Raw genomic sequence first — 23,221 nt, forward strand, 5'->3', positions numbered from 1 at the left:
GGGAGAGGGGTTGGGGTGAGGGCGCTCTTTGCTAAAGGATTTGATCAAGAGCGCCCTCATCCGCCCTGCGGGCACCTTCTCCCGCAGGCGGGAGAAGGGAGACAAGAGCCACGGTCGCGAGGGACTAGCCCCTCTCCCGCTTGCGGGAGAGGGGTTGGGGTGAGGGCGCTCTTACCGCGCGAGGCGCTTGGCGATCGCCGCACCCAGGTCGCCGGGCGACTTCACCGTGGTGATGCCCGCGGCTTCCATCGCGGCGAACTTGCCAGCGGCGGTGCCCTGCCCACCCGACGCGATCGCGCCGGCGTGGCCCATGCGCTTGCCCGCGGGCGCGCTGGCGCCGGCGATGAAGCCAACCACCGGCTTGGTGACGAATTCGGCGATGAACGCCGCTGCTTCTTCTTCCGCACTGCCGCCGATCTCGCCAACCATGATGATGCCTTCGGTCTGCGGGTCATCCTGGAACAGGCGCAGGCAGTCGATGAAGTTCATGCCGTTGATCGGGTCGCCGCCGATGCCGATGACGGTGGACTGGCCCAGCCCGACATCGGTCGTCTGCTTGACCGCTTCATAGGTCAGCGTGCCGGATCGCGACACGATCGCGATCTTGCCGGGCATGTGGATATGGCCGGGCATGATGCCGATCTTGCATTCACCGGGCGTGATCACGCCGGGGCAGTTCGGGCCGATCAGCACGACGTCGTCGTAACCGGCGAGCACGTTCTTGACGCGCAGCATGTCGAGCACCGGGATGCCTTCGGTGATGCAGACAATGACGCTGATGCCGGCATCGGCAGCTTCCATGATCGCGTCGGCCGCGAATGCCGGCGGCACGTAGATGACGGATGCGTCGGCGCCGGTTGCAGCGACGGCATCGGCGACGGTGTCGAACACCGGCAGGCCGAGATGCGTGGTGCCGCCCTTGCCCGGGGTCACGCCGCCGACGACCTGGGTTCCGTAGTCGACCATCTGCTCGGCGTGGAAAGTGCCCTGCGTGCCGGTGAATCCCTGCACGATGACCTTGGTGTTTTTGTTGACGAGAACGGACATTGCGTTGAGTCCTGTAGGGCGGGTTTTAACCCGCCGCCAAATGGTTGGTTGACGCTGGCGTACGAAGAGCCGGCGGGTTGAAACCCGCCCTACGAAATCACACGGATTTCGCGGCGGCGACCGCCTTCTTCGCGCCATCGTTGATGTCGTCGGCCGCCGTGATGGCCAGGCCGCTGGACTTCAGCAGCGCCTTGCCCTCGGCGACGTTGGTGCCTTCCAGGCGCACGATCACCGGCACCTTGACGTCGACTTCCTTGACCGCGGCGATGATGCCCTCGGCGATCATGTCGCAACGCACGATGCCGCCGAAGATGTTGACGAAGATCGCGCGGACCTTGTCGCTCGACAGGATCAATTTGAACGCCTCGGTGACGCGCTCCTTGGTGGCGCCGCCGCCGACATCGAGGAAGTTCGCCGGCGTGCCGCCGTTGAGCGCGATCACGTCCATCGTCGCCATCGCAAGCCCGGCGCCGTTGACCATGCAGCCGATGTTGCCGTCCATGGTCACGTAGTTGAGGTCGTGCTGGCTGGCGAGGACTTCGGTCGGGTCTTCCTGGCGGATGTCGCGCATCGCGGCGAGATCCGGATGCCGGAACGTCGCGTTGTCATCCGAGTTGACCTTGCCGTCGAGCACCGCGAGGTTGCCGTCGGTGAGGATCGCCAGCGGGTTGAGCTCGACCAGCGCCAGGTCCTTCTCGTTGAACAGCTTGTACAGGCCCAGCATGATCTTCGTCAGCTGGTTGACCTGCTTGGCGTTGAGGCCAAGCGCGAAGCCGAGCTCGCGGCACTGGTAGGGCTGCAGTCCCTGCACGTAGCTCACGTGCAGCGTCTTGATCGCGTCGGGATTCTCGACCGCGGTCTTCTCGATCTCCACGCCACCATCGGAGGACGCGATGAAGGTCAGCGTCTTGCTCGACCGGTCCACCAGCATCGACAGGTACAGCTCGCGCGCGATGTCGGTCGCCTGCGCGACCAGCACGCAATCCACCGGCAGGGCCACGCCAGCCGACTGGTAGGTCTCCATGCGCGTGCCGAGCATGGCCTTGGCGTACTCCTTCACCTCGGCCAGCGTCCTGGCGAACTTGACGCCGCCCGCCTTGCCGCGCCCGCCGGCATGGATCTGCGCCTTCACCATCCACGCCTCGCCACCGATGGTCCTGGCGGCCTCGACGGCCTCGTCCGCGGTGCGCGCGACGCGCCCCGTGGGAACGGCGATGCCGTAGCCGGCAAAGAGTTGCTTGGCCTGATATTCGTGGAAATTCATGGGTCACCAGATGGGGAGAAGTCGTTCGCGCAAGCCATGCGGGCCGCCTGGGCCGCCGGAAGCCTGCGGCGCGAAGCCCGCCATTGTCGCCGATGCGCCGGCCGGGGACAAAACGCCCGGTCCCGTCCCGCCGCCAAAACCCCGCGATTGGCGTTGCGTCGCGCCGGCTCCGGCAGCGCGCGTGTGCCTATACTCGGCGGGATTTCCCCCGATCCGGCCGCCCGCTTGCCGACCCGTCCCGACCCCGCGATCGCGGCACCGCCGCTGTCCGCCGACGCCGCCCTGCGCCGCGAGCTGTACTTTTTCGGCTTGTACCGGATGCTGGAGGCGTCGCTGCTGGCGCTGATGGTCTTCAGCCCGGTCGGGGCCTGGATCGGCGTCGCCGAGCGTTCGCGGCTGGGCCAGGCCACGACCGTCTTCTACCTGGTCGCCAGCGTGCTCCTGCTCGGCTGGGCGCAACGCCAGCGCGCACTGCGCGCGCAGGTGATGGTCGCCACCCTCATCGACATCACCGTGGCGACGCTCGCCATCCACGCGCTGCCCCTGGCCTCGCCGGGCATCGCGCTGATGCTGCTGTTCAATATCGGCGCCGCTGCCCTGTTGCTGCCGCTGCGCTACGGCCTTGGCGGGGCGGCGCTGGCGGCCCTGGCGATGATCGGCGAGCTGGTCTGGACCTCGCTGCACGGCAACGAGAGCGCCATCTCGTTCGCCGAGCGCATCATGTTTTCGGTCAGCTTCCTCGCCATCGCCATGCTGACCTACCTGCTCGGACGGCAGATGCGGGCCAGCCAGGCGCTGGCCGAGCGCCGCGGCCTGGAGCTGGCCGACCTGGCGGAAATCAACGAACTGATCATCCGGCGCATGCGCAACGGGGTGGTCGTGGTCGATGGCGAAGGCCGTCTGCGGCTGGCCAACGAGGCGGCCCTGCAGTTGCTCGGTGAAGCCGGTGAAGGCGAACGCAACCTGGCGGTGGCCGCGCCGGAGCTGGCGCGCCGGCTGGCGAAATGGCGGGAAGACGGGCAAAACGACGATACCCCGCTGCGGCTGGGGGCCGAGTCCGAAGTCCTGCCGCGATTTGCCCGGCTGCTGGCCAACAGCGATGCGGTGCTGGTGTTCCTGGACGACACCTCGATGGTGTCGCGTCGCGCCGAGTCGATGACGCTGGCGACCCTGGGCCGGTTTTCGGCCAGCCTGGCCCACGAGATCCGCAATCCGCTGGCCGCGATCAGCTACGCGACCCAACTGCTGGAGGAATCGCGCGACATCGTCGACGGCGACCGGCGCCTGCTGGAAATCGTCGGCCAGCAGTGCGCGCGCACCAATGGCATCGTCGAAAGCGTGCTGGGCATCGCCCGGCGCGAACGCGCCAATCCCGAGCACGTCGACCTCGTCGCCTGGGTCCGCCGGTTCATCGACGACTACCAGCAGATGCTGCCGCCCGAGTCGGGCACGGTGCACGCGACGCACGCGACCGCCGCGATCCCGGCGCTGGTCGATCCGCGCCACCTGCAACAGGTCTGTACCGTGCTGCTGCAGAACGCCCTGCACTACGGCCGCCTTCCCAGCGATCCCGCACGGGTCACCCTGGTCGTCCACTCACTGGGCGGCAAGCCGGCGATCGATGTGGTCGATCGCGGCCCGGGTATTCCCGAGGCACTGCGGCCACGATTGTTCCGGCCGTTCTATACGACGTCCGAGCACGGCACCGGCCTTGGCCTGTATATCGCCCGCGAACTCTGCGTCGCCAACGAGGCGACCCTGGACCATGTCCCGGTCCCGGGAGGCGGCAGTTGCTTTCGCGTCATCCTTCCGGCTCCGCATGCCTTGCTCCGGGCATGACGATTCACGTTCAGGTGAAATGACCAGGAGCATTGGCTCCTCCGCCGCGCATCCGCTAAGGTGCCCCGATGAGTGATCCCCAAAGCGCTTCCCCCAGCGCACTGATCGTCGACGACGAGCACGACATCCGCGAGTTGCTGGTGCTGACCCTGGGCCGGATGGGACTGCGCACCGATACCGCCGCCACCGTCGCCATGGCCCGCGCGCAACTGGCGCAGGGCAACTACGACCTGTGCCTGACCGACATGCGCCTGCCCGACGGCACCGGCATGGACGTGATCGCGACGATCGCAGCCAACCACCCCGACACCCCGGTTGCGATGATCACCGCGTTCGGCAATGTCGACGCCGCCGTGGAGGCCCTCAAGGCCGGCGCGTTCGACTTCGTCAGCAAGCCGGTCGACCTCGCCGTGCTGCGTGGCCTGGTCAAGCAGGCGCTCGAGCTCAACCAGCGCCGCCGCGAGGGCCTGGGCAAGATCCGCGCCGATGCCGGCCTGGGGCGGCTTGGCGGAAATTCCGCGGCCATGCAGACCCTGCGCGAGACCGTCGCCAAGGTCGCGCGCAGCCAGGCTCCCATCTCGATTTCGGGCGAGTCCGGCGTCGGCAAGGAGCTCGTCGCGCGCACCATCCATGCCGAGGGCGGCCGCGCCGGCGGGCCCTTCGTGCCGGTCAACTGCGGCGCCATCCCGGCCGACCTGATGGAGAGCGAATTCTTCGGCCACAAGAAGGGCAGCTTCACCGGCGCCCACGTCGACAAGGCCGGGCTGTTCCAGGCAGCCGATGGCGGCACCTTGTTCCTCGACGAAATCGCCGAGCTGCCGCTGCCGATGCAGGTCAAGCTGCTGCGCGCGATCCAGGAAAAATCGATCCGCCCGGTCGGTGCATCGACGGAACTGTCGGTCGACGTCCGCATCCTGTCGGCGACCCACAAGGATCTTGCGGGGCTGGTCGCCGATGGCCGCTTCCGCCACGACCTGTACTACCGCATCAACGTCATCGAACTGCGCGTGCCGCCTTTGCGCGAGCGCATCGAGGACCTGCCGATCCTGGCCGAGACCATCCTCGTGCGACTCTCGGCCGGACAGCACCGGACCCCGCCGTCGCTGGGCAGCGATGCCCTGGCCGCACTGCAGGCCTACGCCTTCCCCGGCAACGTGCGCGAGCTGGAGAACATCCTCGAGCGCGCGCTGGCGCTGGCCGATGGCGACGTCATCAACGTGGCCGACCTGCGCCTGCCCACCGCTGCTCCGGTCGCGCCCAGCGCACGCCCGGCCGCGGCCCCCGCCGAGCCCCGCGACCCGCGCACGATGAGCCCGCGCGAGAGCGCCACCAGCGCGCTGCCCTCCTTCATCGAGGAAATCGAGCGCGCCCAGATCCAGCAGGCACTCGTCGAGAACCGCTACAACAAGACCCGCGCCGCCTCGGCACTGGGCATCACGTTCCGCGCGCTGCGATACAAGTTGAAGAAGCTCGGGATCGAGTAGCGGGCCGGCTCTCAGCGTGTCTCCAATTCAACCCAGCGCACGTTCCCGCACCTGGCTGGCGTACGCCGTCCTTGCCGGCATCCTGGCCCTGTCCGCATGGTTGCAGTGGACGACCATTCGAGAGACGCATGTGGTGGCGCCGGCCCGGCCCGATGCGGCGTCCTACGTATCGTATGCCTACAACCTGCGCACGTTTTCAGTGTATTCCCGCGCGCACACGTGGCTGGAGAAGGCACCCGGCATTCCCGCTGCAGACGCCGTCAGCACGCCCGGATACCCGTTGTTCCTGACCGCGTTCATGCGCGACAAACCGGATCTTGGCTTCATGTATCGCGTTGTCACCGCGCAGGCCATCCTTGGCGTCTTGACGACACTGCTCGTCTTCCTGCTTGCCCGAATGGTGTTGACACCGCCGCTCGCCTGCGTCCCGGCGTTGTTGACGGCGCTGACTCCGCAGATGGAAACCATCAGTACCTACCTGCTGACCGAATCTCTCTTCACCGCACTGCTCGTGCTTTCAACGCTGCTGTTTGCAGCAGCGATCCGATCTCGCAGGCCGTGGCAATGGGCGTTGGCGGGGACCGTTTTTGCGCTGTGCTGCCTGGTGAGGCCGACCCTGCAACTACTGTTGCCGCTTACCCTTGTCCTCATGTTTTTGGTCAAGGGCTGGCGCCGATTGATCCGCCCCGTCGCCTTGGCCACTGCATGCTGGGTCGTGTTGCTGCTCCCGTGGTTTGCCTACAAGGAGTCGATACCGACCAGCCAGGAAAACCCGAACCTGTTGCGCGCGTCGCTGTACCACGGGTCATTCCCCGACTTCATGTATGAGGGACAAAAGCTGAACTTCGGCTACCCCTACCGCGACGATCCGCATGCGGCGGAGATCATGGCGAGCTATGCCGGCCTGGAGAAATGGGTCGGCGCAAGGGTGCGCGCAGAACCATTGCATTACCTGCAGTGGTACCTCATCGGAAAGCCGCGTTACTTTCTCTCGTGGTATCCGGTTGCGGCTGCCAGCGACATCTTCATTTACCCGGTGGATGCATCGCCGTTCATCAGCCGCCCATCATTCCAACTGATGCACGCATTGATGGTCGGACTGCACTGGCCGCTGATGCTGTTCGGCATTGGTGGTGCATTGCTGTCCTGGGTGCGACCGCAATCCCTGGGGCTGTCGACGGGAGCATTGGGAACGGCACGCCTGACTGGCTTGATGTTCCTCTCAGCCATCCTGCTGCACATGATCGGGGCACCCTTCCCGCGCTACAGCATTCCCTTCCGGCCATTGGCATTCATTCTGGCCGTGGCCGCGGCGGTCGCCGCGACGCGGACGGCTAACGCGCTTCGCGGCGAGGCGGTTCGTCGGGCCGCAGCGCGGGCGTGAATGCCTCAGCGGAACTGACGCATCGCGTCACTTTCCGCGCCATGGTGACGTCTTGCGTCAGTTCTCCTGGGCCACGCGGGCCGTTCAGTGACGTTCCGCACATTTTCGCAGTGACGTCACGCTCTTGGCCGTATTGGCACGCGTCGTGCGTATGATTCCCTGCACGTGCATCGTTGCACGGCTACCCGACGGATCCGGAATGCCGGCCGCGTGGGCACGTGAAGTTCAACACTCCTAGGGGATACACCATGAAGAACATGAAGAAACTGCAGCAGGGCTTCACCCTGATCGAATTGATGATCGTCATCGCGATCCTCGGCATCCTGATGGCCATCGCGATCCCGGCCTACCAGGACTACGCGGTCCGCGCCAAGGCGGCGGAAGGCATCAACCTGGCAGGTGCCACCAAGCTCGCGACGGCCGAGACGTACTCGTCCACCGGTCGTCTGCCTCCGAACAACACCAGCGCAGGCATGCCCACCGCAGCGTCGATCAACGGAAAGTATGTAGCGTCCGTTTCGACCGCTTCCGGCGTGGTCACGATCACGTACAACGGCACCGAGCCGAAGCTCACTTCGAGCAGCACGCTGCTCCTTTCGGCAACGACCCAGGCGGGTTCGATCAAGTGGAAGTGCAAATCCGCGAACATCTCATCCAAGTATCTGCCGTCCGAATGCCGCTGATCGACTAGCACGATCCGTTACCAGAGGGCCGCCACGTGCGGCCCTCTTTTTTTGGGTATCGTCAGCGGATTCCAGCTTCGTGATTGCTCTCGAATGCGCATGCCCCGCCGCCCCGCCTTGCTGCTTGCGACTTGCGCGACCTTGCTGGCGATCACTTGGGCGTACTGGCCGGGGTTGAGCGGCCCATTCCTGTTCGATGACCTCGGCAACCTCGATGCATTGGGTGCCTATGGCCGCATGGACCATTGGGCCAATTTTCTCTACTACATCAGCTCGGGAATCGCCGACCCCACCGGCCGCCCCATTGCGATGTTGAGCTTCCTGCTCGATGCCCACACCTGGCCTGCGCCGCCATGGCCGTTCAAGCGCACCAACCTCGTGGTGCACCTGGTCAATACAGCACTGCTTGGCTGGACGGTCGCGACACTGCAGGCCGCAGCACAGCGCCGGCGACCAGCGTTGCGGGTTTCGCCGCTGACGCCCTTGTTGGCCGCTGCACTGTGGGGTGCGCACCCGCTTTTCGTGTCCACGACGCTCTACGTGGTTCAGCGCGAAGCGATGCTGCCGATGATTTTCGTGTTGCTGGCGTTGCTGGCCTGGCAACGGGCGGTGTGGTGTTTCGAGCGTGGCCGCGCACGTAGCGGATGGGCATGGGCCGTCGCCGGAATGGGTGGCGCGACGCTGCTGGCCGGCTTCTCGAAGGCCAACGGGTTCCTCGCGCCGATGCTGGTGGGCCTGGCGTACCTGTGGTTCCTGAGACCGGGAGAACGCCCGGCCGCGGAGCTGCGCCAGATGGACCACGCAGCATGGTGGTGTCTCGGCGTGCCGAGCCTGTTGGTACTCGCCTACCTGGCCATGGTCGGCTGGAAGTTTTGGCCAATGCCACGAATCCCCGGCCGCGAGTGGTCGTTGTCGGAACGCCTGCTGAGCGAACCGCGCGCGCTCTGGAGCTACGCATGGCGGCTCGTGCTGCCGCGCGCGGGCGGAGGCGGGCTGTTCGTCGACGATTTTGTTCCGTCCCGCGGCTGGTTGCAGCCTTGGGTCACCTTGCCCGCCATGCTGGCGCTGGCTGGAAGTGCGGTGGCTGCGATTGCCTTGCGACTGCGCTTCCCGATCGCGACGTTTGCATGGTTGTTCTACCTCGCCGCCCATTTGCTCGAAGGCACCACGATCCCCCTCGAATTGTATTTCGAGCATCGCAATTACCTGCCGGCCATGTTCCTCGGCTGGCCTTTGGCGCACGCCGCGTTGCGTCCCGGCGCCTACGGTCGTTACCGCTCCGCCACGGCGGCCTTGTTGCTGGCGGCGCTGCTGCTGCTCACACACCAGCGCGCGCTGGTCTGGGGCGACGCGGCGTTGTTGGGTGCACTGTCGGCAACCGACGGTAGCGAGTCGGCACGCGCGCAGGTGGATTTCGCCGCGCAGCAGGTCAGGCAGGGCAACATCGCCGCTGGCCTGGACCGCATCCGCGCCGTGCAGCACGCGCAGCAGGATTCGGTCGACATCGCGATCTCGGTGATCGGCATGGAATGCGCGGCCACAGGTGCATTGCAGCCCCGGACGCTGGACCAATCGATGCGCACCCTGTCCACGGCATCGAAGTGGAATTACCGCCTGTATCAATGGCTGCAGAATGCCGCGGTCGATCCTGCGACGCGACAGTGTCGCGGCCTGGGCTTGGCCGGCCTGGGCGACCTGATCGCGGCAGCGGAGCGGAACCCCCAGAACGCTGCGCCGCGACGGCGGCGTGATCTGTGGCACGCGCGCGGACGCATCGCGCTGGCCGCAGGGAATCCTGCGCTTGCCCTGCGTTGGTTCAATGCAGCGCTGCTGATCGCCCCCGATCCGGAATACGCCCTGGTCCAGGCGGCGGCGTTGGGCGATGCCGGCATGCCAGCCCTGGGCATTCGCCATCTGGACCTGTATTCCCATCTCGAATCCCGACGATCCACGCCGCCGGTGCGCGACATGGCTTCGGCGCATGTCTGGCTGTTGCACCATTACGGCTACTACTCGGACGAATTGTCCAACCTGCGCGAACGCCTTCGCGCGGATGCGGCGAAGTCGACTGCCGCCGCAGTGCAACCCGACGACAAGGATCGACGATGACGATGGCGACCGATCGAATCCCGCAGTCGGGGGACAACCAGGAGACTGCCGCGAGATGGAGTAGTCCAATGATGCTGGCAGGCGTGCTGGTACTGGTAGCGCTTGCGTACTGGTCGGGCCTGCACGGCGGCTTTGTCTTCGATGATTTCCCCAACATCGTCGACAACCCCACGCTGCATGTGACGCTCCAGTCGACTGCGTCGCAATGGCTTGCCGCCATGTTCTCCTCACCAGCCAGCGATCTGCAGCGACCGCTGGCGATGCTCAGCTTCGCGATCAACCATGCGCTGACTGGGCTTGATCCGTTCTGGATGAAGCTCACCAACCTTGGCATCCACCTGGTCAACACCTGCCTGGTGTACGGCCTGGTCCGACGCTTGCTGCAGGCATTTGACAGCCAACAGCCGCAACATCTTCGCCGTGAGTGGATTGCGCTCTGGATTGCGGCGGCATGGGCATTGAACCCCATCAACCTGATGGCGGTGTTGTTCGTGGTCCAGCGCATGGAGAGCCTGTGCCACATGTTCGTGTTCGCCGGACTCTGGCTGTACCTCGACGGGCGTTCGCGCTTGCTTGCAAACGGCCGTGGCTGGCCGCGGATGCTCGGCGGATTGATCGGCGGTACCGCACTGGGCGCCCTCGCCAAGGAATCGGCCGTCCTGCTGCCGCTGTATGCGCTGGCACTGGAATGGGCGCTATCCGGATTTTCAGGCCCCCGGCACCTGGGCCATCGTCGCGTGGCCAGCGTCTTTGGTGTCCTGCTGGCACTGCCGGCGGTGACCGGTTTGGCGTGGCTGTTGCCCAAGGTGCTGGCGCAGAATGCCTATTCCTCTCGCGATTTCAGCCTGGCCGAACGCCTGCTGACGGAATCGCGCGTGGTCGTCGATTACCTGCACTGGACATTGCTGCCAAACCTAGGCCGCCTCAGCCTCTACCACGACGACTATCCCATTTCCCGCGGCCTGCTCGATCCGCCATCGACACTGGCCGCGATCGCGCTGATCGCCCTGCTGATCGGTGCACTGTCCTGGCTACGCAGCCGAAGGCCGTTGGCCGCACTTGGACTGGCGTGGTTCCTGTCGGCGCAGCTGCTGACGGCCACGATCATTCCGCTGGAGCTTGTGTACGAACACCGCAACTACTTCGCCTCGTTGGGGCTGTGCCTGGTCATGGCCGACATCCTGCTGTGCCTTCCCAGGCGCGACCTGGCGCGCAAGGTGGGCAAGCTCGCAGCCGCTGGATTGTTGCTGTTGTACGCCGGCGAAACGTCGCTCCGCGCACGCGAGTGGAGCGACCCCGTGCGATTTTCCATGACCGAGGCCGCCAAGCACCCGCAGTCGCCGCGCGCGGCCTACGACCTCGGGCGCAACCTGGTCATCCTGACGCGCTACCGGCCGGATTCACCATTCGTCGCACCGGCGTTCGCCGCGCTGGACCGCGCCACGCGCGTGCCCAATGCAAATACGCTGCCCGAAACCGCGCTGATCTTCCTGGCCGCCCGTCTCGGTGCCCCGCAGCGCCCAGAGTGGTGGCAGGGCCTGCAACGCAAATTGCGCAGCCAGCCGATCGGCCCCCAGCAGACGTCGTCTCTGGCGTCGCTGGTGGACTGCGTGTTGAAGGATGGCTGCCGATTGGCCCAGCGGGACATGATCGACACGTTTCTCGCGGCGCTGGAACGCGGCCCCAACGCGGAAGTCCTGAACATCTATGGCAACTACGCCCTCAACGTACTGCACGATCCGGGGCTTGCACTGCGGCTATGGCAGGGCGCGGTGGAGCAGGCGCCCAACGTGGTGCAGTACCGGGAAACCCTGGCGAGACTGCTGATCGCCGAGGGCCAGCTTGATGCGGCAAGAGCGCAGATTGCGCAGGTCCGGCAATTGGGCCGCATGGGCCAGAATGAGGCGGTGGCGCGCGAACTGGATCGGCTCGCTGGGATGATGCGGCAACGAGCCATGCAACCGGAACCGGCGGGCGCGCCTTTGAAGCAGGGCAAGGACACCGGCACTCCCGGTGAAGCTAGACTGCCCCCATGAAGCGCGCACTCATCACGGGCATCACCGGGCAGGACGGCGCCTATCTGGCCGAATTCCTCCTCGACAAGGGCTATGAGGTCCACGGCATCAAGCGGCGCGCCTCTTCCTTCAATACCGAACGCATCGATCACCTGTACCAGGATCCGCATGAAAGCGGTCGCCGGCTGGTGCTGCATTACGGCGACCTCACCGACGCGACCAACCTGATCCGCATCCTCCAGCAGGTCCAGCCGGACGAGGTCTACAACCTCGGGGCGCAGAGCCACGTGCAGGTGTCGTTCGAGACACCCGAATACACCGCGAATGCGGACGGAATCGGAACACTCCGCCTCCTGGAGGCGATCCGCATCCTCGGCCTGGAACACAAGACACGGTTCTACCAGGCATCGACATCGGAGTTGTTCGGAAAAGTACAGGAAACCCCACAGCGGGAGACCACGCCGTTCTATCCGCGTTCGCCCTATGGCGTCGCCAAGCTGTATGCGTACTGGATCACGGTGAATTACCGCGAGGCCTATGGCCTGTTCGCCTGCAACGGAATCCTGTTCAATCACGAATCCCCGATCCGGGGCGAAACCTTCGTCACCCGCAAGATCACCCGCGCCCTGGCACGCATCCACCTGGGGCTGCAGGATTGCCTGTATCTGGGCAACCTCGATGCCCGCCGCGACTGGGGACACGCACGGGACTTCGTGGAAGCGCAATGGTTGATGCTGCAGCAGCCGACGGCCGAGGATTACGTGATCGCGACTGGCGTCCAGCATTCGGTGCGCGACTTCGTCGAGCGGGCTGCCTCGGAGATCGGTATCCGGATGGAATGGCGCGGCCACGGTGCCGATGAGCATGGCGTCGTGGCCAATGCCCCAACGGAATCGAGAATCGCGTCGGGGCAGACGATCCTAGCCATCGATCCGCGCTATTACCGACCAGCTGAAGTCGACACCCTCTTGGGTGACGCCAGCAAGGCTCGAGCGAGCTTGGGATGGGCGCCGCGCACCAGTTTCGCCGAACTGGCGGCCGAAATGATGCGCGCCGACATGGCATTGGCACGACGCGATGCGCTGGTCGCCGATGCTGGATATCGAAAGCATCCGCCACTGGAATGAGCGGACTCGATCTACACCGCAATGTCCATTTCGCCGATAATTGCGGGCTGATCGGAAACGCATCCGTGCGAGGGCTTGGCGCCGGGGCCGCTGGCAATTTGCTCACACCGCAATTGCCGGAGGGTGCCCTATATGCAAGCAGGCTCTGCGAACTCGGGTGCAACAGCCATGTCGGCCCAGAACCTGGAATGGTAAATACCACCCGCTGGGTCGTCGCCGCGGTAAGGCGTGCCCATTATCCGGGTTCCGTGAACCAACTGTCGTGCTGAGGAAGTTCGCCAGTCCCGCTTGGGCGATGCTCGAATATGGCTGGTATCCGCTGCTGTTGTTTATGGCAACACCTTGGTTCCTGCATCGACTTGGGACGGAGCAATACGGCAATTGGATGTTGCTCACGGCTACTGTCGGCTTCGGTGGGGTACTTAATGCGGGCACCGGAGCGGCAACGATTAAAGCCGTCTCTGCAGGTGTTGGCCGAGCCGCAAGCCACGATGCCGAGCGCGCAGTCAGGACAGCACTAGGAATCGCGCTGCTCGGCGGAGGCGGGTTGGCGTTGCTGGTGTTCTGCGTATTTTGGCTGGCTGGTGGCGAATTGCTTGGCAGAATGGGCAGCCCCATCCTCATAAAGCTGACCGGCGTCGCGGCGGCGCTCTTGATCTGGGTCGAACAACTGGACAATGTCTTCAGCTCGGCAATGAAGGGCGCCGAACAATTCGGGCAGGCCGCCCGCGTGGAGATCGCCAGCAAGACTCTGCAAATTCTTGCAGCCGCTGCAGTACTGCTGCCATGGCCTAATCTGTGGGCGCTATATGTAGCGCTACTGCTCGTCTCAATATTGCGACTGCTCGCCAAAACCATCATTGCGAAACGGGTACTGGGCTTGTCCGATCTACATCCCTCGTTGTCAGGCACGGGAGAAATACTCCACTTCGCCAAATGGGGCTGGCTGCAAGGTGTTGGCGGCGTCCTATTCGGCGTCGCGGACCGCATGCTGGTGGGCTCGCTACTTGGCGCGGCCAGCCTTGCCTATTTTTCGATTGCTTCGCAATTGGCGATGCAGGTCCATGCCGTCACAGCCGCTGGCTTGAGTGTGATCTTTCCTAAAGTGAGCCGAAAGCTGCAAGATGGAGGGTCATTTTCGCTTTGGCGCGTTACGAAACTGACTATGGCGGGCAATTTGTTGTTGAGCACCTTTATTGCCTTAATCCTGGTTCTTCTTGGCCCGATGCTCCTAAATACCTGGATTGGCGCAGAGCGTGCCGCTCCAACCGCGCAAATTCTTCCTTGGCTGGTCATTGCCTATTGGGTGCTGGCGCTGAACGTCGTGCCGTATTACGTCTTGCTTGGAATGGGTCGAATCCGATTCGTCGGTCTCACCGCCCTAACAGCCGGTACTGTCGCCGTGATTGCGATGTACATGGCCATCTCTCGCGCGGGTCTGGTTGGCGCACCAGCAGGCAGGGGCGCCTATGCGGTGCTGTCGCTCGCGATGGTAGTTCCTTTGGCACGGCACTTCATGCGCGAACGCAGTGCCCGGCTAACGGGACAACCCACCGCACCGGATATTGAGGATCTGCCGTGAATGCCTTTCTCGCGGCCCGTCCCCGCTGCGGGGAGTGTCACTTCGAAACCTCGGGTACGTTGTCCGACATCCAGCGGGTTGCAGGCAGATTTCTTGCACGGCCATCGTTTGCCCTCCCCGGAAACGGGGCCAGCGCGGAACACCTGTTGATCGTTCTAACTCAAATGACTGAATCATGAGCACTTTCGATCTCGAACGATTGGTCCGCCGAACAGCTAATCGCCTCGGCGTGGATGTCCACCGCCACCGACCCAAAAATTCGGAAGTCGGGCGGCTGACCATGATGCTGGCTTGCCATGGCGTTGATGTCGTATTCGACGTCGGAGCGAATATCGGCCAATTCGCCCAATCCTTGCGTGAAGCGGGCTATCAAGGCCGCACGGTGTCCTTCGAGCCATTATCGGCCGCGCACGCGCAGCTGCTGCGCGCAAGCGAAGGCGATGTCCAATGGCAGGTCGCTCCGCGCACCGCCATCGGCGATCACGAAGGCGAGGTCGAGATGCACATCGCCGGAAATTCGGTGAGTAGCTCCGCACTGGGCATGCTTGGCAGCCACGCCAAGGCCGACCCCGCTTCGGCCTACGTCGGCACGGAACGCGCGCGTCTATCGCGCTTGGACGTGCTGTCGCGTGACTATCTTCGTACGGGCTCGGTGCCGTTTCTCAAGATCGATACGCAAGGATATGAGGATCGGGTTCTGGCTGGCGCAACGGAACTGCTTCGCAACGTTGCCGGTCTGCAGCTGGAGTTGTCGTTCGTCCCACTGTATGAGGGCCAGCAACTGTTCGATACCCTGGTCAATCGTCTGAACGCTCTAGGCTTCTCGATCTGGGGTGTATGGCCAGGATTTTACGATCCATCCAATGGACGCATGCTCCAGGTAGACGTCGCCTTTTTTCGCGACTGATCAACGATGGAAATCCACCGCAGCCTTGCTGAAGCTCGCCATCCCACACCACGTCTATCGATCATTATCGCGACGTGGAACGCGGCGCGTACGCTCGAACGCTGCCTGGATTCTCTCTTCAGCCAAAGCTTTGCGCGGTGGGAACTGCTGGTTGCAGATGCAGCATCGACGGATGGCACGACTGACATCATTCGCAAAAATACGGATCGGATTGCGTGGTGGCGAAGTGAGAAAGATCGCGGCATCTACGATGCCTGGAACCATGCTCTGGTTCACGCCACCGGTGATTACGTTACTTTTCTTGGCGCAGACGACGCGCTTCATTCCGAAGACGTTCTCGAACGAATGTTCGCCGCCATTGGCAGCACTCAGTACGACTTGGTGAGTTCCCGTTGCCTGCTGCGTGACGCTGACTGGCATCCGCTGGGTGAAGCAGGCAAGCCATGGAATCATGCGAGGCTGCCGCGGCGAATGGGCATCACTCACCCGGGGCTCTTGCATCGAAGAGAGCTATTCGCTCTATATGGCGAATTCGACGCGAGCTTGCGGATCGTTGGCGATCTCGAATTCCTGCTTCGTCTGCCTGATGACATTCGAACCTTGCACATTCCGTTTGTTTCAATTGACGTTCAGAATGATGGCGTCAGCCGCAAGCAATTCTGGTGCCGCTTGCGCGAGCGACGATTGGTCCATGCGCGATGCGCGCGCGTCGGCCGTTTCCGTGCGGACCTTTACTGGCTGGACAAGGCGTGGCGCATGCCGATCGCGCGACTGCTCGGATTGCAGCACTGATTTCGATGCGAATTCTTTTCCTTGGCAAGCGCTACTACACCAACAAGGATGCGCTGCGCGAGCGCTACGGGCGTATCTATCAATTGCCGTTTCGGTGGCATGCCGCCGGTCAATCCGTTGAGCTAGTGTTGATCGATTACCGCGGAGTGCGGGCTGAGCACACTGACGTCGATGGTTTCCCGGTGCACTCCCTGCCAATGTTGACTCCGATGACGTGCCTGCGCCTGCGGTCGTTGGCGCGCCAGTTACGGCCCGATGTCATTGTCGCCAGTGGCGACTGCTTCATTGGCCTTGCCGGGCTGCGGCTGGCACAGCAGTTCGGGGCATCGTTCGTCTTTGACGCCTATGACGACTACCGCACGTTTGGCGCGTATCGCGCATTCCTCGGTTGGGATGCATTCGGTTACCTGCGTCGCCATTCGACGCTGGTCCTATACGCAAGCAGGGTCTTGGCGGATGAGCATTGTGCAGCGGCAGCGGTGCATGTCGTTCCCAACGGGGTCGATCCCGGTCAATTCCGACCCATCGACCGCAACGTTTCGAGGGGGCGCGCGGCTCTGGTCAACGGCGATGCGGCGTTGGTCGGTTACTTCGGTGGCATGGACGCAGAACGCGGCGTCGAGGACCTTGTCGAGGCTGTTGGCATTCTCAATGCGAATGGCCAATCCGTACGCCTGGTGCTTTGCGGCCCCATGCGGCGAGGCCTGACGATTGATCATCCATGGGTCGATTGGCGTGGCGCCGTGGAGCACGCGGTGATTCCGGACTTCATCAATGCGTGCGACGTGGTCGTGCTGCCGTACCGCCGCGGACCGATCATCGACATGGCATCATCATGCAAGATCGCCGAATACCTGCTCTGTGAACGGCCGCTGGTAGCGACCGACACCCCGAACTTCGTCAGGAACTTTCCGCGGCAGGCCGGCGAGTTGGGGGCGGCGTTGTGTCGCCCCGCTGATCCGGTAGACCTGGCGCGCGCCATCGCTATGCAGCTGCAACGCCAGCTACTTGTCAGTCGACCCGACGAGCACACGTGGTCGCGAATTGCCGGCGATGCCCTGGTGGCGCTCGAGCGCGTGACCGGGCTGCGCTAGGTCGCGAAGGCCTTGCAGACAAAATACACTTGGTACTGCCAGCGCAACGACTAAAGCGCCAGCGCCTGTACGAGGCGCAAGGGCTTGGCCAGCACCGGCCCCTGCGCAATCCACGCCACGCTCAATGGGTTCAGATCACGCCACCGCGCACGCACTCAAGGCCGGCGCCACGTGGCAGTGCCATCCATTCGTGCAGCGGGCGGACGGTTTCGCAGATCGCGGTCTGACTGCCCCGCCATATAAGCCCAACCGGCGCGAGGAAATCAGCGTTCGGCAGCATTCGATGGCTTTCACGGAAATATCGATTCCGGAGGCACACGCACCTCGACGCTGCAGTTCCGAAAGCCACGCGCCTGTGTCGCAGGCGATGTGAGCACCGCGCGGCCGTCCAGCCGGCCCAGTCGATGGGCGGCTCGCTTGACTTGCCATGGCACACCACTTCGTCGAAGCCTGCACGGAGTAGTACTTCTCATCGTGGACCTGTGCACTTGGTCATGGCCGATAGCGCTCTGGTCGAGTTCCGTCATGCCCTGCTCCGGTCCAGGTCGCGCAAAGCGACATGCAAGTTTTGCGAGAAATGATCCCACCCATACGCAGATGCAGCGCCCACACAACGCGCCCGCATCTGCGCGTCACCTCGCTTGGAGATCCATCGCTGCACTTGCGTAGCAAATCCGGTGTAATCACCTGCCGCCACCAGGCTGCCCGTGACGCCGTCCACCACAGCATCAGGTACGCCGCCAACGGCAAAGGCGACCGTGGGCAGTCCATGCGCTGCAGCCTCAATGGCGACCATGCCGAAACCCTCGACATCACCAGGCAGGTCGACGACTGGGAAGACGTGGACATTAGCGGCGCGATAAGCGGCCGCGAGCGCATCGTCGTCGCAATGTGGAAGCATGCACACGGCAGAGGCGACGCCCGCGAGCTCCGCTTGGCCGAGGATGCGTGCGTGTTCGGAGTCAGCGGCGGGCCGAACGGCATCGCTCGCGTCGGCCCCGATCACTAGCAAAAGCACGTCCGGGCACTGCGATACGATGGCCGGGAATGCTTCGCGGATGAATTCCGCCAGCCCCTTGCGCCGGGTGAGTCGACCCACCGACAGCAACAGCGGCCGGTCGCCCCAGCCACGCTGCGTTCGCTCGCGAACCGCCGCATCACTGTCCAGTGGCGGCAATTTCGTGCCCGGATGCAGGATGCGGATGGTATTTTCGGCAACGCCACGCTCGATTGCCAGACGTCGGGTATTCGCGCTGTTGACCAGCACGAGATCAGCGCGCCGGATGAAAGGCAACCAGATGCGCTGATAGATGACACTTGGCGCGATCAGGTCTAGCCCATGCAGGTAGACCGCGAAGTGAGCGCCCGAGCGCCGGGCTGCCCACCACGCGAATGGCGCTGTCAGCCCACTGCCAGCCACGACCAAGGCAAGGTCCTGCTTGGTGAAATTCCCGGTCGCGTGTGCGGCTGCCAGGAGGAATCGAAGTAACGGGTGATGGGGGACTTCGCGGGTGCGCGTTCCGCGGGGCAGGAACACCGCGCACCCCTCCGGACCTATTGCGCGCAGGTCGTAGACCTTGGCCAGCGACTGCGCCAGATGCTCGACGAGACGTTCCATGCCTCCGCGCAGTGGCGGCAAGTTGCGGGTGATTAGAAGTGCCTTCGGCCGCGGATCTGCCGACTTATCCATCGCGCCGATACGTCAGGTTGGTGATCTGCTCGGAGATCAGTCCGATAAGGAAGACGATCACCGCCGCACTGAGCAACAACGCGCTCATGTTGGTGAAGCGGTGCTCGAAATAAAACGTATACGCGTAATAGCCCAGGCCGAGCAGGCCGAATACGAAGGCCGCCGGCGCAAACAACTTCAGCGGCGAATACAGCGTCGCGATCTTGAAGATGATCAGCAGGAAGCGTACGCCGTCGCGCAGCGGGCGGATGTGGCTGCCCGTGCCCACGCGCCTGGCGACCGGGATCGACACGTAGGCAACCGGATAGGCGCTGCGGAAGAACGCCATGGTGCTGGTCGTGGGATAGCTGAAGCCGTTCGGCAGCAGGTGCAGGAATTCACGGAATTTGTCGGCGCGGACCGCGCGGAATCCGGACGTCAGGTCGGCGATGTGGTGGCCGGTCATCCAGCTGGCGAGCCGGTTGTAGAAGGCATTGGCGGCGCCACGGCCGCGATTGGCCTGGCCATCGGCATTGCGTGCGCCCACCACCATGTCGTAGCCGGCATCGAGCTTGTCGAGCAGCGACTGGATCAGTTGCGGATCGTGCTGGCCATCGGCGTCCATGAAGACGAGGACATCCCCGGTGGCGGCCCGGGCACCGCGCTTGATCGCCGCACCATTGCCCATCGAGTAGGGGGAATGCAGCGTCCGCACCCCGTTGTCGGCGGCGACCATCGCTGTCGCATCGGTGGAGCCGTCGTCCACGACGATGATCTCGGCGTCGGGAAACCGCGCACGCAGGGCCGGCAGCGTCCGCTGCAGGCCCTCGGCTTCGTTCTTTGCGGGCAGGATGACCGAGATGCGCATGGAACTCCCCTTTCGGGGCGAAGCGTAGCGTGAAAGCGGATGGCGGGGTCGGGACGTCGTGCTCCATGGAGGAGATCGGTTGGCGTGCCCCCATCCGCCTTAGGCACCTTCCCCTGCTTTGCAGGGGAAGGGAGGGAGCGGGAGCAAGTCAAAGGCCGCGGGAGCCGTGCATTCAGATTCCGCAGCTTGGGGCGGGCGGAATCGGGAATGCGAAGGCGCTTCCAGTTTGGCGGCGCCGGGTTTCACCTTGCGTTCGCGCGCCGCGGACTTTGGGGTAAAGTCGGGCTGGGGAATACCGAGAGGATGATCATGGCAACCGTGGCGACCGCCAACCTGGTGGGCATCACCGGCATCGCACGGCGCCTGGTGCTGGACGGGGCGCTGGACGAGTCGGTCGCGCGCGAGGCCATGGCCGCGGCGACGCAGGAGCGCCGGCCGCTCGCCGGGTACCTGCTCGAGAAGAAGCTGATCGCGCCCGCCGACCTGGCCGCCGCCAACTCGATCGAGTTCGGCATGCCGCTCTTCGATGTCGCCGCGCTGGATCCCGCGCAATCGGCGATCAAGCTGGTCAGCGAGGACCTGGTCCGCAAGCATTCGGCGCTGCCCCTGTACAAGCGCGGCGGCAAGTTGTTCGTCGGTATTTCGGATCCCACCAACACCCGCGCGCTGGACGAACTCAAGTTCCACACCAACCTGGTGGTGGAAGCGATCCTGGTCGACGAAGACCGCATCAAGCGCACCATCGACCTGTGGCTGGAAACCGCCGACGCCCTGGCCGACGCCGTGGCCGACAGCGAAGGCATGGAAGGGCTGGAGGTCAGCGGCGGCAGCGACGACGACCTCGCCGGCGACAGCGGCGTCGACGCCAAGGGCGACGACACGCCTGTCGTGAAGTTCATCAACAAGGTGTTGATCGACGGCATCCGCAAGGGCGCGTCCGACGTGCACTTCGAGCCATACGAGACCGACTACCGGGTGCGCCTGCGCATCGATGGCCTGCTCAAGCAGGTCGCCAAGGTGCCGGTGAAGCTGGCCCCGCGCATCGCCGCGCGCCTGAAGGTCATGGCGCAGCTGGATATCGCCGAAAAGCGCGTCCCGCAGGACGGGCGCATCAAGCTCAACCTCAGCAAGACCAAGCAGATCGACTTCCGCATGAGCACCTTGCCGACCTTGTTCGGCGAGAAGATCGTGCTGCGCATCCTGGATGCGGGCGCGGCGAAGCTCGGCATCGACAAGCTCGGCTACGAGGAAGACCAGAAGAAACTGTTCCTGGACGCCGTCGAGAAACCCTACGGCATGGTGCTGGTCACCGGGCCAACCGGCTCGGGCAAGACCGTGTCGCTGTACACGGCGCTGAACATCCTCAACGACGAAAGCCGCAACATCTCCACCGTCGAGGATCCGGTCGAAATCCGCGTGCCCGGCATCAACCAGGTGCAGATGAACGTCAAGCGCGGCATGACCTTCGCCGCGGCCCTGCGCAGCTTCCTGCGACAGGATCCGGACGTGATCATGGTCGGCGAGATCCGCGACCTGGAGACCGCCGAGATCGCCATCAAGGCGGCGCAGACCGGCCACATGGTGCTGTCGACGCTGCATACCAACGACGCGCCGCAGACCATCTCGCGCCTGATGAACATGGGCGTGGCGCCATTCAACATCACCTCGTCGGTGACCCTGGTCATCGCCCAGCGCCTGGCGCGCCGCCTGCACGACTGCAAGCGCCAGCAGGTGCTGCCGGAGCATGCGCTGCTGGCCGAAGGCTTCACGGCCGATGAGGTCCATGCCGGCCTGACGATCTACGAAGCTGTCGGCTGCGCTGATTGCACCGAGGGCTACAAGGGGCGCACCGGTCTCTACCAGGTGCTGCCCATGAGCGAAGAGATCCAGAAGATCGTGCTGGCCGGCGGCAACGTGCAGCAGATCGGCGAGGCCGCCCAGCGCGCCGGTGTCCGCGACCTGCGCCAGTCGGCTTTGCTGAAGGTCAAGAACGGGCTGACCAGCCTGGCCGAAATCAACCGCGTCACCAAGGATTAACCCATGGCCGTCACCCGAACCGCAGCCAAGCAGACCGCGCGTCGTGCCGATGCACTGGAGATCTTCGTCTGGGAGGGCAAGGACAAGCGCGGCATCAAGATGAAGGGCGAGCAGCCCGCGAAGAACGCCGCGCTGGTCAAGGCCGAGTTGCGGCGGCAAGGCATCACGGTCACCGGCATCAAGCCCAAGCCCAAGGCGCTGTTCGGCGGCGCCGGCAAGAAGGTCAGTCCCAAGGATATCGCCATCTTCAGCCGCCAGCTGGCGACGATGATGAAGTCGGGCGTGCCGATCGTCAGTTCACTGGAGATCATCGCCGGCGGGCAGAAGAATCCCAAGGCGAAGGAACTGATCAATGCGCTGCGCTCGGACATCGAAAGCGGCTCGTCGATGTATGAGTCGCTCGGAAAGCATCCGGTCCAGTTCGACATGCTGTACCGCAACCTGATCAAGGCCGGTGAGTCGGCCGGTGTCCTGGAGACGGTGCTGGACACCATCGCCAGCTACAAGGAAAACATCGAAAGCCTGAAGGGCAAGATCAAGAAGGCGTTGTTCTACCCCGCCACGGTGATCGCGGTCGCCGTCCTGGTCAGCGCCATCCTGCTCGTCTTCGTGGTGCCGCAGTTCCAGCAGGTGTTCGCCAGTTTCGGCGCGGACCTGCCGGCATTCACCAAGATGATCATTGCGGCCAGCGACTTCATGATCGGCTACTGGTGGCTGGTGCTGGGCGTCGTCGTCGGAACGATATTCGGGCTCATCGCGCTCAAGAAACGCTCGCAGGGTTTTGCCGACTTCCTCGACCGGATGATGCTGAAGATCCCGGTGGTGGGTCAGATCCTGCACAACTCGGCGATCGCACGGTTCGCGCGGACGCTGGCGGTGACCTTCAAGGCCGGTGTTCCGCTGGTCGAGGCGCTGGACATCGTGGCAGGCGCCACCGGCAGCGTTGTCTACGAGAAGGCCGTCAAGCGCATCCGCGACGATGTCTCGGTTGGCTACCCGATGAACATGGCGATGAAACAGGTCAACCTGTTCCCGCACATGGTGGTGCAGATGGTCGCCATCGGCGAGGAAGCCGGTGCGTTGGATGCCATGCTGTTCAAGGTCGCTGAATTCTATGAAAGCGAGGTCAACAACGCGGTCGATGCGCTGTCGAGCCTGCTCGAGCCGATGATCATGATCATCATCGGCCTCGTCGTGGGCAGCATGGTGATCGGCATGTACCTGCCCATCTTCAAGCTGGCCGCAGCGATCTGACGACGCCGCGACCGCATTCGCCGACAATGGTGTGCAACGCGCCGCCGCGCACACTGGTGCAGCGCA

General features: G+C 64.2%; 17 protein-coding genes. 13 read left to right on the forward strand and 4 right to left on the reverse strand.

Annotation, left to right across the window (positions count from 1 at the left end; all coding sequences use genetic code 11):
• Positions 1 to 171: 171 nt before the first annotated feature.
• Positions 172 to 1,047 carry a succinate--CoA ligase subunit alpha gene (sucD, locus tag GST15_RS10780; protein ID WP_159017294.1) on the reverse strand — a complete coding sequence of 292 codons (876 nt, stop codon included), beginning with the start codon at positions 1,045 to 1,047 and terminating at the stop codon, positions 172 to 174.
• 97 nt (positions 1,048 to 1,144) lie between these two features.
• Positions 1,145 to 2,311, reverse strand: a complete 1,167-nt coding sequence (gene sucC / locus GST15_RS10785; protein WP_159017295.1) for an ADP-forming succinate--CoA ligase subunit beta — start codon at positions 2,309 to 2,311, stop codon at positions 1,145 to 1,147.
• A 225-nt stretch (positions 2,312 to 2,536) separates the two neighbouring features.
• On the opposite strand from sucC, the gene GST15_RS10790 reads away from it, so the two are divergent.
• From GST15_RS10790 to GST15_RS10840, 11 genes are all read left to right on the forward strand, one after another.
• A complete protein-coding gene (locus tag GST15_RS10790; RefSeq protein WP_233263161.1) occupies positions 2,537 to 4,150 on the forward strand; it encodes a sensor histidine kinase in 1,614 nt (537 codons plus the stop codon).
• A 68-nt stretch (positions 4,151 to 4,218) separates the two neighbouring features.
• Positions 4,219 to 5,634, forward strand: coding sequence for a sigma-54-dependent transcriptional regulator (locus GST15_RS10795; RefSeq protein WP_159017296.1), 1,416 nt, complete (start codon positions 4,219 to 4,221; stop codon positions 5,632 to 5,634).
• 100 nt (positions 5,635 to 5,734) lie between these two features.
• Positions 5,735 to 7,018, forward strand: coding sequence for a glycosyltransferase family 39 protein (locus GST15_RS10800; RefSeq protein WP_159017297.1), 1,284 nt, complete (start codon positions 5,735 to 5,737; stop codon positions 7,016 to 7,018).
• Positions 7,019 to 7,266: 248 nt separating this feature from the next.
• Positions 7,267 to 7,701: a pilin gene (locus GST15_RS10805; protein WP_325064774.1), complete on the forward strand. Its 435-nt coding sequence runs from the start codon at positions 7,267 to 7,269 to the stop codon at positions 7,699 to 7,701.
• Positions 7,702 to 7,800: 99 nt separating this feature from the next.
• A complete protein-coding gene (locus tag GST15_RS10810) occupies positions 7,801 to 9,810 on the forward strand; it encodes a tetratricopeptide repeat protein (protein ID WP_159017298.1) in 2,010 nt (669 codons plus the stop codon).
• A 68-nt stretch (positions 9,811 to 9,878) separates the two neighbouring features.
• Complete coding sequence (locus GST15_RS10815) at positions 9,879 to 11,846, forward strand: hypothetical protein (RefSeq protein WP_159017299.1); 1,968 nt, start codon at positions 9,879 to 9,881, stop codon at positions 11,844 to 11,846.
• The gene (gene gmd, locus GST15_RS10820) at positions 11,843 to 12,952 is read left to right on the forward strand and encodes a GDP-mannose 4,6-dehydratase (RefSeq protein WP_159017300.1); all 1,110 of its coding nucleotides are present in this window, start codon (positions 11,843 to 11,845) and stop codon (positions 12,950 to 12,952) included. Before GST15_RS10815 ends, gmd begins: the two co-directional genes overlap by 4 nt.
• Positions 12,953 to 13,214: 262 nt before the next feature.
• Positions 13,215 to 14,534, forward strand: a complete 1,320-nt coding sequence (locus GST15_RS10825) for a lipopolysaccharide biosynthesis protein (protein WP_159017301.1) — start codon at positions 13,215 to 13,217, stop codon at positions 14,532 to 14,534.
• A 175-nt stretch (positions 14,535 to 14,709) separates the two neighbouring features.
• Positions 14,710 to 15,441, forward strand: a complete 732-nt coding sequence (locus GST15_RS10830) for an FkbM family methyltransferase (RefSeq protein ID WP_159017302.1) — start codon at positions 14,710 to 14,712, stop codon at positions 15,439 to 15,441.
• A gap of 6 nt (positions 15,442 to 15,447) precedes the next feature.
• The gene (locus tag GST15_RS10835) at positions 15,448 to 16,233 is read left to right on the forward strand and encodes a glycosyltransferase family 2 protein (RefSeq protein ID WP_159017303.1); all 786 of its coding nucleotides are present in this window, start codon (positions 15,448 to 15,450) and stop codon (positions 16,231 to 16,233) included.
• The gene (locus GST15_RS10840; RefSeq protein WP_159017304.1) at positions 16,191 to 17,327 is read left to right on the forward strand and encodes a glycosyltransferase; all 1,137 of its coding nucleotides are present in this window, start codon (positions 16,191 to 16,193) and stop codon (positions 17,325 to 17,327) included. The genes GST15_RS10835 and GST15_RS10840 overlap by 43 nt, the downstream gene beginning before the upstream one ends.
• Before the next feature lie 523 nt (positions 17,328 to 17,850).
• Here the strand turns inward: GST15_RS10840 and GST15_RS10845 are convergent.
• Entirely contained in the window at positions 17,851 to 18,945 is a 1,095-nt protein-coding gene (locus tag GST15_RS10845) for a glycosyltransferase family 4 protein (protein WP_159017305.1), read from the reverse strand.
• A 64-nt stretch (positions 18,946 to 19,009) separates the two neighbouring features.
• The gene (locus tag GST15_RS10850) at positions 19,010 to 19,864 is read right to left on the reverse strand and encodes a glycosyltransferase family 2 protein (RefSeq protein WP_159017306.1); all 855 of its coding nucleotides are present in this window, start codon (positions 19,862 to 19,864) and stop codon (positions 19,010 to 19,012) included.
• A gap of 309 nt (positions 19,865 to 20,173) precedes the next feature.
• On the opposite strand from GST15_RS10850, the gene pilB reads away from it, so the two are divergent.
• Both pilB and GST15_RS10860 read left to right on the forward strand, forming a co-directional pair.
• Entirely contained in the window at positions 20,174 to 21,901 is a 1,728-nt protein-coding gene (pilB, locus tag GST15_RS10855) for a type IV-A pilus assembly ATPase PilB (RefSeq protein WP_159017307.1), read from the forward strand.
• A 3-nt stretch (positions 21,902 to 21,904) separates the two neighbouring features.
• Positions 21,905 to 23,155 carry a type II secretion system F family protein gene (locus tag GST15_RS10860; protein WP_159017308.1) on the forward strand — a complete coding sequence of 417 codons (1,251 nt, stop codon included), beginning with the start codon at positions 21,905 to 21,907 and terminating at the stop codon, positions 23,153 to 23,155.
• Positions 23,156 to 23,221: the final 66 nt, after the last annotated feature.

The organism is Cognatiluteimonas profundi (assembly GCF_009792795.1).
GTDB lineage: Bacteria > Pseudomonadota > Gammaproteobacteria > Xanthomonadales > Xanthomonadaceae > Cognatiluteimonas > Cognatiluteimonas profundi.